This is a genomic window from Tabrizicola sp. (genome assembly GCF_031377265.1).
Lineage (GTDB): Bacteria > Pseudomonadota > Alphaproteobacteria > Rhodobacterales > Rhodobacteraceae > JAUYQR01.
Genome location: NZ_JANMET010000313.1, coordinates 1 through 13,736 on the forward strand (window position 1 = coordinate 1; position 13,736 = coordinate 13,736).

At 63.9% G+C, this 13,736-nt stretch carries 12 protein-coding genes; 7 read left to right on the top strand and 5 right to left on the bottom strand.

Annotated elements, in window-relative coordinates:
* Both RMO18_RS17030 and RMO18_RS17035 read left to right on the top strand, forming a co-directional pair.
* On the top strand, nucleotides 1-820 hold an 820-nt coding region (locus RMO18_RS17030; RefSeq protein WP_309667512.1), incomplete at its 5' end, for a hypothetical protein.
* Nucleotides 821-866: 46 nt separating this feature from the next.
* Nucleotides 867-1,634: a DUF2189 domain-containing protein gene (locus tag RMO18_RS17035; protein WP_309667514.1), complete on the top strand. Its 768-nt coding sequence runs from the start codon at nucleotides 867-869 to the stop codon at nucleotides 1,632-1,634.
* Here RMO18_RS17035 and RMO18_RS17040 read toward each other — a convergent pair.
* From RMO18_RS17040 to RMO18_RS17060, 5 genes are all read right to left on the bottom strand, one after another.
* Nucleotides 1,627-3,042 carry an MFS transporter gene (locus RMO18_RS17040; RefSeq protein ID WP_309667516.1) on the bottom strand — a complete coding sequence of 472 codons (1,416 nt, stop codon included), beginning with the start codon at nucleotides 3,040-3,042 and terminating at the stop codon, nucleotides 1,627-1,629. The genes RMO18_RS17035 and RMO18_RS17040 overlap by 8 nt on opposite strands.
* 51 nt (nucleotides 3,043-3,093) lie before the next feature.
* On the bottom strand, nucleotides 3,094-3,612 hold the full coding sequence (locus tag RMO18_RS17045; protein WP_309667518.1) for a polymer-forming cytoskeletal protein: 519 nt from the start codon (nucleotides 3,610-3,612) through the stop codon (nucleotides 3,094-3,096).
* Nucleotides 3,602-4,939 carry a DUF5930 domain-containing protein gene (locus RMO18_RS17050; RefSeq protein WP_309667528.1) on the bottom strand — a complete coding sequence of 446 codons (1,338 nt, stop codon included), beginning with the start codon at nucleotides 4,937-4,939 and terminating at the stop codon, nucleotides 3,602-3,604. Before RMO18_RS17050 ends, RMO18_RS17045 begins: the two co-directional genes overlap by 11 nt.
* Nucleotides 4,940-5,128: 189 nt before the next feature.
* Nucleotides 5,129-5,923, bottom strand: coding sequence for a ferritin-like domain-containing protein (locus RMO18_RS17055; RefSeq protein WP_309667530.1), 795 nt, complete (start codon nucleotides 5,921-5,923; stop codon nucleotides 5,129-5,131).
* Nucleotides 5,924-5,937: 14 nt separating this feature from the next.
* A complete protein-coding gene (locus tag RMO18_RS17060; protein ID WP_309667519.1) occupies nucleotides 5,938-6,399 on the bottom strand; it encodes a peroxiredoxin in 462 nt (153 codons plus the stop codon).
* 77 nt (nucleotides 6,400-6,476) lie between these two features.
* Between RMO18_RS17060 and RMO18_RS17065 the strand changes: the two genes are divergently transcribed.
* From RMO18_RS17065 to RMO18_RS17085, 5 genes are all read left to right on the top strand, one after another.
* Complete coding sequence (locus tag RMO18_RS17065; protein WP_309667521.1) at nucleotides 6,477-9,923, top strand: DUF3971 domain-containing protein; 3,447 nt, start codon at nucleotides 6,477-6,479, stop codon at nucleotides 9,921-9,923.
* Entirely contained in the window at nucleotides 9,920-10,954 is a 1,035-nt protein-coding gene (gene queA, locus RMO18_RS17070; protein WP_309667523.1) for a tRNA preQ1(34) S-adenosylmethionine ribosyltransferase-isomerase QueA, read from the top strand. Before RMO18_RS17065 ends, queA begins: the two co-directional genes overlap by 4 nt.
* Before the next feature lie 46 nt (nucleotides 10,955-11,000).
* Complete coding sequence (locus RMO18_RS17075) at nucleotides 11,001-12,233, top strand: MFS transporter (RefSeq protein WP_309667525.1); 1,233 nt, start codon at nucleotides 11,001-11,003, stop codon at nucleotides 12,231-12,233.
* Between the two features lie 66 nt (nucleotides 12,234-12,299).
* Nucleotides 12,300-12,884, top strand: a complete 585-nt coding sequence (locus RMO18_RS17080; RefSeq protein WP_309667526.1) for a DUF924 family protein — start codon at nucleotides 12,300-12,302, stop codon at nucleotides 12,882-12,884.
* 76 nt (nucleotides 12,885-12,960) lie between these two features.
* Nucleotides 12,961-13,736 (top strand): FAD-dependent oxidoreductase (locus RMO18_RS17085; protein WP_309667527.1); only part of this gene is annotated, 776 nt, incomplete at its 3' end.

Below are 13,736 nucleotides of genomic sequence, written 5' to 3' on the forward strand. Positions count from 1 at the left end.
GGTGATCGGGAAGACCGTGCTGCAGGCGCAAGACGCGGGTTTCCTTGCCACGACCTTTTCGCCCGACGGGCAGATCCTGCTGGCTGCTCTGCGACCGACCGAGGCAGAGAGCGCCGCGCTGGCAACGGCTAAGACCGATGATCCGGGCGAGATCACGATCCGGATCTTCGACGCCACCGGCGCGCAGCTCAGCGACGCGACGGGCTACGTCCCAGCGGCCATGTTTTCGGCGTTCCGCGAGAACCGACTTGTGTTTCAGGAAGATCAGGTCAGCCTTGACCTGACCGACTTCCGGTCGGACGATCCGCCTGCCATCATCTCTTTGCGGTACAGTGACGGGCAGATCGGCGGGGCTGAATTGATCCCTGATGGGCAATGGCTTTACGATCACCTCTTTGACCGGGATCTCCTCTGGCGGCAGGGCGAATTGTTGGCCGCGGCAAGCCGGTCAGGCGATGGAACCCCGGCGCAGGTCGGGCTGTGGCAGAAGGGCACGGATGCAACGCGCGTGATTGTCCGGGATGCGAACGAGGCCGACGACCGGTTCTACGATCTGGAATTCTACGATCCGGTGCTGTCGCCCGATGGCCGGCGCCTTGCGGTGCTGCAGGTCAGCGGCTATGCGGCGGCGCCGATCATCCTGGCCTTTGATCTGCAAGGCGAGGCGGGACCGGTCTGGAAGGCGGCAGCGCGCCACGCTACACCGGACGATCCGGGGCAGAGCCGCTACCTCTGGACCGGGGATGGCCGCCTGGTGGTTTTGCACCTGTCGCCCGGCAGCGATGACAGCGCCCTGATCGTGTTTTCTTTCTTGCCCTGACGGATCGGCCTTGCCTGATCCGCGCCGTGGTGCCTAACCTTTGGTCATGTCCGCAACGCCCCGCCCCGCTGTCCCCGAGATCAACGAGGTTGATCTGAGTGATCTGAAGGCCAGCCTTGCCCTTGGCTGGCAGGACTTTCGTCGTGCGCCGACGCTGGGGCTGATTTTCGCCGGGGTCTATGTGCTGGGGGGCTGGCTGATCCTTTGGGCGATGACCGCGCAAGGCCAGATCTGGTGGACACTGCCTGCCAGTGCGGGGTTTCCCATTCTGGGGCCGTTCATCGCCTGCGGCTTTTACGAGATTTCCCGGCGATTGGAGGCGGGAGAGGCGCTGACACCGGCGGCAGTCTTTGGGGTGATCTTTCGGCAGAAGGACCGGCAGATCCCGTCGATCGCCGCGGTGATCGTGGTGTTCTTTCTGTTCTGGAACTTCCTTGCCCACATGATCTTTGCGCTGTTTCTGGGGCGGGCGACGATGACCAATATCACCTCGTCGCTGGCGGTTTTTACCACGCCCGAGGGGATGATGATGCTGGCCGTTGGCACGGTGGTCGGCGCGGTTTTCGCGACGCTGCTGTTCAGCCTGACGGTGGTCAGCCTGCCGATGCTGCTGGACCGCGAGGTTGATTTCGTCACCGCGATGCTGACCAGCCTGGCACTGGTACAGGAAAACCCGAGGGTCATGCTGAGCTGGGGCGCGCTGATTGCGGCGGTGTTGTTTGTGGCCATGCTGCCGTGGTTCCTCGGGCTGTTTCTGGCCCTGCCGGTGCTGGGCCATGCCAGTTGGCACCTTTACCGGCGCGCCATCACCTGACGCGTCGCGCGGACAACAGTGCCAGCCCGGCAGCGCAGGCCGCCAATACCGCGCCAATCGCCGCCACCCGGCCAAAGGCGGCGCCGGTGGCCAGAACATGCGCTTGCCCGGCATTGGTCAGACCAAATCCCGGTGTCCCCGGGCTGATCGGGCCGTAAACCGCAGCGGCGATGGTGCCCAGAACCGCCACCGCGATCAGGCCTGCCACCCGCGCCACCGCGTTGTTGATGCCCGAAGCCGCCCCCTGTTCGCCATCGGTCGCTTCTGCCATCACCGCTGTGGTCAACGGTGCCACCACCAGGCCAAGGCCAACCCCCGCCAGCGCCATCAGCGGCACCACATGGGTCCAGAATGCGCCGCCTGTTGCCACCAGCGCCAGCCCGCCATAGGCCAGCGCCACCAGCGCCGAGCCGCCCGCCATCAGTGGCCCCGGCCCGAATTGATCTGCCCAGCGCCCGGCTTGCGCTGACATGCCCCCGATCAGCAGCGAGATCGGCAGGAACGCTGCCGTCACCTCAATCGCGTTCACGCCCCAGGCCGAGATCGCGGTCATCGGCAGGTAAAACATCACCCCGTTCAGCGCAAAATACAGCGCAAAGGTCACCATGTTGGTCACCGCAAAGCCCCGGTTGGCAAACAGGCCAAGGCGGATCATTGGGGCAGGGGTCCGCGCCTCCCACCACAGGAACAGCACCAACATCACGACGGCGGCGATGCCGATGCCGAAAGCCGGCCCCGCCGTGGTCAGCGTATAGGCCATCAGGCCAAGGCCCGCCGATGCCAGCGCAGCACCGATCAGATCGACCCGCACGCCCGGCTGCCCGGCATCGCCTGTCACCCGGCCCCGGATCAGCCAGATCGCCAGCAGGCCCAGTGGCAGGTTCAGCCCGAAGATCATCCGCCAGCCCGCCTCGCCCCCCCAGGTGATCAAGAGGCCACCCAGCACCGGCCCAAAGGCCGTGGTGGCGGTGGAGGCGGCGGCCCAGAGGCCGAGCGCCCTGCCACGTTCCGCCTTTGGGTAGGCGCGCGACACGATTGCCATCGACCCGGGCACCATCAGCGCGGCACCCACACCCTTGACGGCGCGTGCGGCAATCATCTGGTTGGGGTCAAAGGCAAAGGTGCAGGCAATCGACCCGGCGATGAAGATCCAGATGCCAAGCACGAACACCCGGGACGTGCCGAACCGGTCGCCCATCGCCCCACCGGTCAGTACCAGCGAGGACAGCGCCAGAAGGTAGGCCGCGTTGATCCATTGTGCCTGGACCAAAGACGCGTCCAGTGCCGAGCGGATCGCCGGAATCGCGATCGAGGTGACTGAGCTGTCGATGAACCCCATCGACGAGGCCAGGATTGTTGCCGCAAGGATCGCGGGCCGGTCGCCGGGTGCACAAAAGGAAACGGGCAACGGAGGGTCCTCCGATGCCCGCAATGGGTGCAAGTCTTGCAACGTCCGGCGTCAGCCAGCGTCGCCAGCCGCCGAACCGGGGGTGTCGGTGCGCATTTGCGGCATGGTCGCGGTGGTCACGCGGCCATTGGCAAGCGGGTCTTCCTGACGCTGGACCGAGCCTTCGAAATGCGCACCACTTTCGATGGCGATGGTCTTGTGGATGATGTCGCCTTCGACCCGTGCGGTCGAGGTCAGGCGGACTTTCAGACCACGCACCCGGCCGATAACCCGGCCGTTGACAACGATGTCATCGGCCACGATCTCACCACGGATGGTGGCGCTTTCGCCGACGGTCAGCAGATGCGCGCGGATGTCGCCTTCGACGGTGCCTTCAACCTGGATATCCCCGGTGGTGCGCAGATTGCCAACCACGGTCAGATCCGACGACAGCACCGATGCTGTTGCCTTACCCTTGGGGGCCGAGGGGGTGAAGTCCATCGTCGGTTTCGTCATTGGTGCCTCCGGGGCTTTTGGCTTGTCAGCGTCGGCCTTGGGGCCCGGCTCGTTGATGCGGCTCTTAGAAAACATTTTTCCCTGCCTTTATGAAGGTCATCGGGTTCACGGCTGTGCCGCTCAGACGGACCTCGTAGTGAAGATGCGTGCCGGTGGACCGGCCTGAATTGCCCATATCACCGATCCTGTCGCCGCGCGATACCCTTTGTCCGACATCCACCCGGATCTGCGACAGATGGCCGTAGCGCGTCTCGATCCCGAACTCGTGCTGAATCTTGACCAGCCGACCATAGCCATTGTCCCAGTCCGCATAGCTTACAACACCGTCTGCCGTAGCGTAAATCGCCGTGCCGACGGCGCCTGCCATGTCGGTGCCTTCGTGCATCCGGTTGCCATAGCCTTTAGGGTCCTTGCGATAGCCAAAGCCCGAGGTCCAGCGAAAGCTGTCTTTCACCGGCATTGCAAAGGGCGTCTTGTCGGCGGCAATGCGGTACAGGTTCATCCGGTCCAGCCCGCCGAGGATCACATTGGCGCGGACCTCTTCAGGGGTCAGTTTGCCACCCGAGGTTGATACGGAAATCGGCGTCAGCGGGCCGCCCTGGCCGGAATATCCTTCGCGTACGGCATTCAGCAGATCGTCGGGGGACATGCCTGCCTCGCGGAACATCTTGTCCAGCGGTTCCATCGAGATGGTGACGGCTTCTTCAAGCTTGGCGAAGATCGCGTCGTTGCGCAGTTCCAGATCGCGCTTTTCCGCAGCGATTTCGCGCGTTTCCTCGCGGGCGTCTTCGGCCTGCCCAAGGACTTCATCGCGCTCTTCGGCGGTGGCGCCCAGCGCGCCAGTCAGGATTTCCAGCGTCGCCACGGTATCGGCAACGCGGCCCAGTTCCGTTGACCCGCCGACCTGTTCGTTCAGGGCCAATGTGGTGCGATCCACCTCAAGCCGGGCGACATCGCGTTCCTTGATGGTGCGGCGCAGGGTGTCCTGGATCACGTCGATGCCGGTTTCCAGTTCGCGCCGCCGGTCTTCCGAGGCAAGCAGGCGTTCCTGCATGTCGGACACCTGTTCAAGCGCGGTATTGAACCGTTCCTGGGCGCGTGCGGCCTCTTCGGCGCGCAGGTCGCGGTCTGAGGACAGGGCATTCAGCCGGGTTTCGTACAACGCCTGCTGGCGCACAGATTGTTCGCGTGCCGAACCCGCACCGATGCTGTCCATCATGATCAGTGCCGTCGCCACGATCGTCCATGCCAAGGCAAGCGTTCCGCCGACAACGGCAACGACCTGGGTTCCCGGGCGAAGCCGGATGAACCTGGTTTCCGTATCGGATTTCAGAAACAGCCGCTGTTCGGGGAAGTACCGTTCCAGCTGATGGCGAATCCGATAGGCGAGGCGTGTCAACACGTTATGGGCATCCGTAGGTTCTGCCTTTCCGCGGCTTTCGGTTTCGACTTCACCCCGGCAAGCCGACCTTTCGGTGCGGGCGTCGAAGCTGTCCCTGATTAGCCATGCCATTTCACCGTCGCAACAATTATGACAAACACCGGGGTGTTTCCGCCCGAACGCGTTTCAGGATCGGCAAAAAACCGCCGATTAGTTGGCTTTATCGACCAAAGGCCAGTAGAAATCGGGCGGCAATCCGGCCTCGGCGCGTTTTTCAACGTTGAACGGCGGCTTCAGTCCGCCGTGGAAATAGCGGCGCACAAGGCGGTGGAACACCTCTTTTGGATCGCTGCCGTCGCGCCCGCAAAGCCAGTTGAACCACTTCGATCCATAGGCGACATGGGCAACCTCTTCGGCGTAGATCACCTCCAGCGCGGCCAGTGCGCCGGTGTCGCCCGCCTTGCGGAACACCGTGATCATGCCGGGCGTCACGTCCAGCCCGCGCGCCTCCAGCACCATCGGAACCACGGCCAGCCGTCCCATCAGGTCTTCCGCCGTGTCTTCGGCCGCGCGCCACATGCCGGCATGCGCGGGCAAGGCGCCATAATGGCTGCCCATCGCTTCAAGACAGTCGCAGAGCAGGTTGAAATGCTTGGCTTCTTCGTCGGCGGCCTTGACCCAGTCGTCATAGAACCCCATCGGCATCGGGTGGTGGGTAAAGCGGGCGATGATGTCCCAGTGCAGGTCCACCGCGTTCAGTTCGATATGGGCAACCGCGTGCAACAGCGCGATCCGGCCCTCGGGGCTGCCGGGGCCGCGGCGCGGCACGTCGCGGGGTGATAGCAGGGCAGGCCGCGCGGGCCGTGCCGGTTGCATTGGCGGGGTGGCGTGGCCCACCTCTGGCGCAGTGCCGGCGGTGCGTGCCGCAAACCATGCGGCGGCATGGCGGCGGCCTAGTGCGGCTTTTGCCCGGCCATCGGCGGTGGTCAGTACTTCCACCGCCATCACGGCCAAGGGTGTCACAGCGCGCGGACCGCTGCCAGCACCTCATCGGCATGGCCCTTGACGCTGACCTTGTCCCAGACCCGCGCCACCTTGCCGGTGCCGTCGATCAGAACGGTCGTGCGTTGAACGCCGAGGTAGGTCTTGCCATACATGCTTTTCTCCAGCCAGACGCCGTAGTCTTCGCAGGTGTGCCCGCCCTCATCCGAGGCCAGCACGATCGACAGCCCGTATTTCTTGCAGAACTTGTCGTGGCTTTTCGGGCTGTCTTTCGACACGCCGATGACGGTTGCGCTAGCGGCGGTGAAATCGGCCAGTCGCGCGGTGAAATCCTGCGCCTCAAGCGTGCAGCCGGGGGTGTCGTCCTTGGGGTAGAAGTACAGCACAACCTTGCCCGGGCGCAGGGCTGACAGCGTGATCATGGTATCCCCGTCGCGGGGAAGGGTGAAATCGGGGGCGGCGGTTCCGACGGAGATCATGGGCGGCTCCTTGCTATCAGGTGAATGTCACTATGCGTTCTAGTTGCCTTCAGGCAAAGATAAAGGCAAGGACGGCAATGATTTCCGCAGCAGACGGAACACGGGTCGGGGTAGGGCATTGGGATACGCTGGCTGACATGCAGGACGCTGGGGCGCCACCACCGGTCGTAGACATTTCGGGGGATACACCGGTGTCAGCGGCGAAGGCCGCGACCGGCAGGCCGCGCCGCAACCGGCCGCCACGCCGGCACCGGCGGTTCAGCCTGACGCTGATCTTGACGCTGGTGTTTGTGGCGCTGGTGTTCGGCTTTTTGACCATGGCCTATACCGGCAAGACGCTGCGCCTGCCGGTCTGGCTGGTGGCCGAGTTTGAAACCCGGTTGAACGACGGTCTGGACGGCACGCGCCTGCCATTGGGAACCGCCCTGTCGGTGGGCGAAGTCGAGTTTGGCGTTGACCGGGCATTTGTGCCGGGCTTTAGGCTGGCCGATATCCGGCTGATCCGCGCCTCGGGGCGGGCGATTCTGACCCTGCCCGAGGCCCAGGTGACATTCGATCCTCAGGCGCTGCTGTCCGGGCAGATCCGCCCCAGTTCGCTGCGTCTGATCGGTGCGCGAATGGCGGTGCGCCGGGATGAAAACGGCAAACTGGACCTGAGCCTTGGCGATGGCGGCAACGGTGCGGGGCCGCAAAGCTTTGGTCAGGTGCTGGATGTCATCGACCGGGTGCTGTCCAGCCCCACCCTGTCGGGGTTGAAAACGATCGAGGCCGATGGCCTGACCCTGACGCTGAGTGATGCGCGCGCCGGTCGATCGTGGGAGGTGGGCGATGGCCGTCTGGTCGTGGAAAACCGCGCCGATTCTGTGGCTGCCGAACTGAGCATGACACTGCTGCAGGGGGCCGAGCCGGCGCAGGCCACGTTTTCGGTGGTGTCGGCCAAAGCTGGCGGGTCGGCCAAGGTGACAGCGACCGTGGACAAGGTTGCCGCCGGCGATATCGCGGCGCTGGCACCGCCGCTGGCCTGGCTTGGCTTTGTGCGGGCGCCGATCTCGGGCCGCTTTGCCGGGTCGCTTGGCGAAGACGGACAGCTGGCCGGGCTGACGGCCGAGCTTGGTCTGGCGGCGGGCACGCTGGAACCGGGCAAGGATGCAAGACCGATCCCGTTCGAGCGGGCCGCGATGTCGCTGGCGTTCGATCCGGCCAGCGCGCGCCTGACGCTGTCGGCGTTGACGGTGGAAAGCCCGTCGCTGCGGCTGCGGGCCAATGGGCAAAGCGATCTCCTGGGGCCCTCCGGCGGCCCGCTGGCACCGGGCGAGCTGCCCGAAGTTTTTCTGGGCCAGATTTCTTTCTCCGAGGTAAAGATCGACCCCGAAGGTCTGTTTTCTGAGCCGGTCCGCTTTTCGCAAGGGGCGCTGGATCTGCGGCTGCACCTTGATCCGTTCCGACTTGAGATTGGCCAGCTAACGCTGGTTGAGGCGGACGAACGGCTGGTCATGTCTGGGGCCATCACCGCCGCGTCAGGCGGTTGGGACGGCGCGGTGGATGTGAACCTTGACCGGATCGGCACCGACCGGCTGCTGAAGATCTGGCCGATGTCAGTGGTGCCGAAAACCCGCACCTGGTTTGCCGACAATATCGGGCAGGGTACGCTGTTCAACGTGGATGCCGCGCTGCGCCTGACCCCCGGAGCGACGCCGCGCTTTTCGCTGGGTTACGAATTCGCCGACACCAAGGTGCGGTTCGTCAAGACCTTGCCGCCGATCCTGGACGGATCCGGTCATTCCACCCTGGAAAACAACACCTACACCGTTTTTCTGGAGCAGGGGCATCTGCTGGCGCCCGAAGGCGGGCGGGTTGATGCCGATGGATCGGTGTTTCAGGTGCAGGACATCACCAAGCGCCCCGCCACGGCAAAGGTAACGCTGGCGACGGTTTCGGACCTGACAGCGGTGCTGTCGCTGCTGGATCAGGAACCGTTCAACTTTCTGTCGCGCGCTGAACAGCCGGTCAACCTTGGCGAGGGCAAGGCGCGGCTGCTGGCCAGCATCACCCTGCCGCTGAAGCCGCGCGTGACCTTTCCCGAGATCACCTATGACGTCACCGGCACGATCCGCGACTTTTCGTCTACCGTTCTGGTGCCGGGCCGGGTGCTGAAGGCACCGCTGGTTGAGGTGAAGGTGGATACCGAAGGGCTGCAGCTTGCGGGGAAAGGCACGCTGGGCAAGCTGCCGCTGGACATCACTTACCTGCAAGGCTTTGGCCCGGAACAGAAAGGCCGCGCGCGGATCAACGGGACGGTGATGCTTTCGGATACCGCGTTGCAAGACCTTGGGGTGGCGCTTCCGGCCGGCAGCATCAAGGGTGAAGCGCCTGCCGCCATCGACGTGGCACTGCGCAAAGGCCAGGCCCCAAGACTGACGCTTACCTCAAACCTGGTCGGCCTAGCGCTGAGGCTGGACCCGATTGGCTGGGCAAAGGCTGCAGACAAGCGCGGCTCGCTTGACCTTGAGGCCAGTCTCGGTCCGCGCCCCGAGGTGGAGAGCCTGACCATCGCTGCCCCCGGACTGAAGGCCACGGGCCGCATCTCGACTGTCGAAGGCGGCGGGTTGGACAAGGCCAGATTCAGTTCGGTCAAGGCCGGTGACTGGCTGGATGCCGAAGTGGTGCTGACCGGGCGTGGCAAGGGGCGAGATGTCGACATTGCAGTTACCGGCGGCAGCCTTGATATCCGCAAGCTGCCCTCGTCTGACAAGGGGTTGGGCGCGCCGGGCGGCGGCGGGCCGCTGACGCTGCAACTGGATCGGCTGATCGTGTCGGACGGCATCAGTTTTACCGATTTCCGGGGCGAGTTCAGCCCGGCGGGTGGCCTGAACGGGCGCTTTGCGGCGTCGGTCAATGGGCAGGGGGCGGTGGTTGGCACGGTGGTGCCGGCGCGCGGCGGCTCGGCGATCCGCATCACGTCGGACAATGCGGGCACGGTGATGGCCGCCGCTGGGGTGTTCGACAAAGGCCGTGGTGGCAACCTTGACCTGACGCTGACCCCGCGCGGCCCGCCGGGGCATTACGACGGCCGCGCTACCTTTAGCCGTCTGCGCATTCAGGACGCGCCAGGTCTTGCCGAACTTCTCAGCGCGATCTCTGTCGTGGGGCTGTTGGAACAGATGAACGGTGAAGGGTTGGCCTTCAACAACGGGGCAATGGATTTCATCCTGACGCCCGAGGCGGTGGAGATCACCCAAGGTTCGGCGGTCGGCGCCTCGCTTGGCATCTCGTTTGCCGGGCTTTACGTCAGCAAGGGCGCCAAGCTGGACTTGCAGGGCGTGATCTCGCCGATCTATCTGGTCAATGGCATCGGTGCGATCTTTTCGCGCCGGGGCGAGGGGTTGTTCGGTTTCAACTATCGCGTGACCGGCACAGCGGATAATCCCGATGTTGCGGTGAACCCGCTGTCGATCCTGACCCCTGGCATGTTCCGCGAAATCTTTCGCGCGGCACCACCCAATCTGAAAGACTCTGGCGGATGAAGCTTGCCGATTTCGACTTTCCGCTGCCCGATCATCTGATCGCCACCCGACCTGCACGCCCGCGCACCCATGCGCGCCTGCTGCTGGCCGAGGGTGATGCGATCAGTGACCGGCATGTCTATGATCTGATGGATATCTTTCGCGCGGGCGACCGGCTGGTGCTGAACAACACCCGGGTAATTCCGGCGCGGCTGTTTGGCCAGCGCACGCGGGGCGACGCCACCGCCAAGATCGAGATCACGCTGCTTGACCCGCAACCCGGCGGCTGGCGCGCCTTGGCCAAACCGCTGCGCAAGGTGAACGAGGGCGAAGAGATCCGGTTTTCCGAACGCCTTTCTGCCACCGTCTCCGCCAAATCCGCGACCGATCTGACGCTGCAGTTCAACCTGACAGGCGATGACTTCGATGCCGCGTTGAATGCCGCCGGGGCGATGCCGCTGCCACCCTACATTGCCGCCAAACGGGCTGCAGATGATCAGGACCGCACCGATTACCAGACGGTGTTCGCCCGCCACGCCGGGGCGGTTGCAGCCCCCACCGCATCGCTGCATTTTGACCAGCCGTTGCTGCGCGCCTTGGCGGCCAAGGGGGTGGATTTCACCGAAGTGACCCTGCATGTCGGCGCCGGCACCTTCCTGCCAGTCAAGGTGGACGATGTGACCACCCACAAGATGCACGCCGAATGGGGGCAGGTGACGGCCACCGCCGCTGCCGAGATCAACGCGACCCGGGCTGCCGGGGGCCGGATCATACCGGTTGGCACCACGGCACTGCGGCTGATCGAAAGTGCTGCCGATACGGGTGGTACCCTGCACCCCTGGCAGGGCGATACCGATATCTTCATCTATCCCGGCTACCGGTTTCGCGTGACCGACGCGCTGATGACCAACTTCCACCTGCCGAAATCGACCCTGATGATGCTGGTTTCGGCCCTGATGGGCAAAGACCGGATCGACCGGATTTATGCCCATGCCATTGCGCAGGAATATCGGTTCTTCTCTTACGGCGATTCGTCGCTTCTTGTTCCCTGAGGCGTGCCTTAGCCAGTCACGCAACACCCCGTTTCCCGGAGCCACCATGCTGAGAGTTCTTGCCCATTCCTGGCCACTGCTGCTTGGCGTCATGCTGTTGATGGTTGGCAACGGGGTGCAGGGCACGCTTTTGGGCATTCGTGGCAATGTCGAAGGGTTCAGCACCTTTCAGCTGTCGGTGGTAATGTCGGCCTATTTCGTGGGGTTCCTGTTCGGATCAATGCGGGCGCCCGCGATGATCCGCCGCGTCGGCCACGTGCGGGTATTTGCGGCACTTGGGTCACTGATTTCGGCGATTCTGGTAATCTATCCGGTGTTCCCCGATTGGGTGGCTTGGACCTTGCTGCGCGTTCTGGCGGGGTTCTGCTTTTCCGGCATCTACATCACCGCCGAAAGCTGGCTGAACAACACGGCAACCAACGAGACGCGTGGTCAGGCGCTGTCGGCCTACATGATCGTACAGATGCTGGGGATCATCGCGAGCCAGGTTCTGATGAACCTGCCCGATACCAGCGGCTTTGCGCTGTTCATCATCCCTTCGGTTCTGGTGTCGCTGGCCTTCATGCCGATCCTGCTGGCCGCGACGCCTGCGCCGACGTTTGAAAGCACCCGCAGGCTCAGTTTTCGCGAGTTGTTCCGCATCTCGCCCTTGGGCTGCGTGGGCATGCTGCTGACGGGCGGGGTGTTTTCCGCAATGTTCGGGATGGCCTCGGTGTGGGGCGCGCAGGTCAACCTTTCGGTGCGCGAGATTTCGATGTTTGTCGGTGCGCTGTATGTCGGTGGTTTGGTGTTGCAATACCCGATCGGCTGGGCGTCTGACCGGATGGACCGGCGCAAGCTGATCATGGGGTTGTCGTTCATCGCCGCCGCGGCAATGGCGATTACCGCCTTTGCCAACCCGCCTTTCGTGGTCCTGTTGGGCGCGGCGGTGCTTCTGGGCGGCATCACCAACCCGGTCTATGCCCTGCTGATTGCCTACACCAATGACTTCCTGAACCGCGAAGACATGGCCGCCGCATCTGCCGGCTTGATCTTTCTGAACGGCTTTGGCGCGATCTTCGGGCCGCTGATCACCGGCTGGATGATGGAAACCTTTGGCTCGGGCGGGTTCTTCCTGTTCATCGCGATCCTGTTCCTTGCACTTGGCACCTATGCCCTGTGGCGGATGTCGCAACGTGCGGCCCCGGCGGTCACCGGCGGCTTTTCCAGCCTGTCGCCAACCGCGTCTTCACTGGCTGTTGATGCGGTTCTGGATCGCGGGCAGGGCGGGCGCGGCTAGCTGCTGCGTGGTTGCGGGCGCGCGCAAAGCCTGCCACCCTTCGCGGACAAATGAGGAGTGCGAGCAATGGCAGATCCGGTTGAAGTTCTGGATTTCTGGCTGGAAGAGGTCGGCCCCGACGGCTGGTATGCCGGCGGTGACGCGATTGATGCCGCTTGCCGCGAAAGGTTTGCCGATGTCTGGCAGGCAGCCCATGATGACGGGCTGGAACATTGGGTGGACGGCACCGTCGGCACCCTTGCCTACCTGATCGTCACTGACCAGTTTCCCCGCAACATCCACCGCGGGTCGGCCCTGTCGTTTGCCACTGATGCGCGCGCCCGTGCCGCCGCGCGCAAAGCCATGGCGATGGGCTGGGACATGGGCGCGCCAGAACCGGAGCGCCAGTTCTTTTACATGCCGTTCGAGCATTCCGAAGACACGGCAGATCAGGTGCTTGCCGTGCAATACCTGTCCGAACGCCTGCCCTCTGACCCAGAGATGGCGCTGCATGCGCGCGCGCATCAGGAAGTGATCCGCCGATACGGACGCTTTCCAACTCGCAATGCGGCGCTGGGGCGGATCAGTTCGCCGGACGAACAGACTTATCTTGACACCGGCGGCTATGGCGCGCTGGTGCAAAGCCTGAAAAGCCATGCGCCGGGTGCATAGGCCCCCGGCGGCGGCTGCGTTGCTTGACTGAAGAAATTAGTTTAATGGCAAACTACTTTTTCCGTGGGAGGAAAACATGGCCAGCCAAAGCTTCGACCTGATCGTCATCGGCGCCGGACCGGGCGGCTATGTTGCCGCCATCCGGGCCGCCCAACTGGGGCTGTCTGTCGCCATCGTCGAACGCGAGCATCTGGGCGGCATCTGCCTGAACTGGGGCTGCATCCCGACCAAGGCGATGCTGCGCTCGGCCGAAGTGTTCCATCTGATGCACCGTGCCAAAGAGTTTGGTCTGGCAGCCACCGGCATTTCCTACGATCTTCCGGCTGTTGTCGCCCGGTCCCGCGGGGTGGCCAAGCAGCTTGCGGGCGGCGTTGCGCATCTGATGAAGAAAAACAAAATCACCGTCTTCATGGGTGCGGCCACGTTGCCCGCCAAGGGCAGCGTCGCGGTGAAGACTGACAAGGGCACCGAAACCCTGACCGCGAAATCCATCGTCCTTGCCACCGGCGCACGGGCACGTGACTTGCCGGGGCTGGAGGCGGACGGCGATCTGGTCTGGTCTTACAAGCATGCGCTGGTCGCCAGCCGCATGCCGAAGAAGCTGCTGGTGATCGGATCGGGCGCCATCGGGATTGAATTTGCCAGCTTTTTCAACACCCTTGGTGCCGACACCACGGTTGTCGAGGTGATGGACCGGATCCTGCCGGTGGAGGACGCCGAAATCAGCGCCTTTGCGAAGAAGAGCTTCGTCAAGCAAGGCATGAAGATCATCGAAAAGGCCACGGTCAAGAAGCTTGATCGCAAGCCGGGGCAGGGCGTCACCGCCCACATCGAAAAGGACGGCAAGACCGA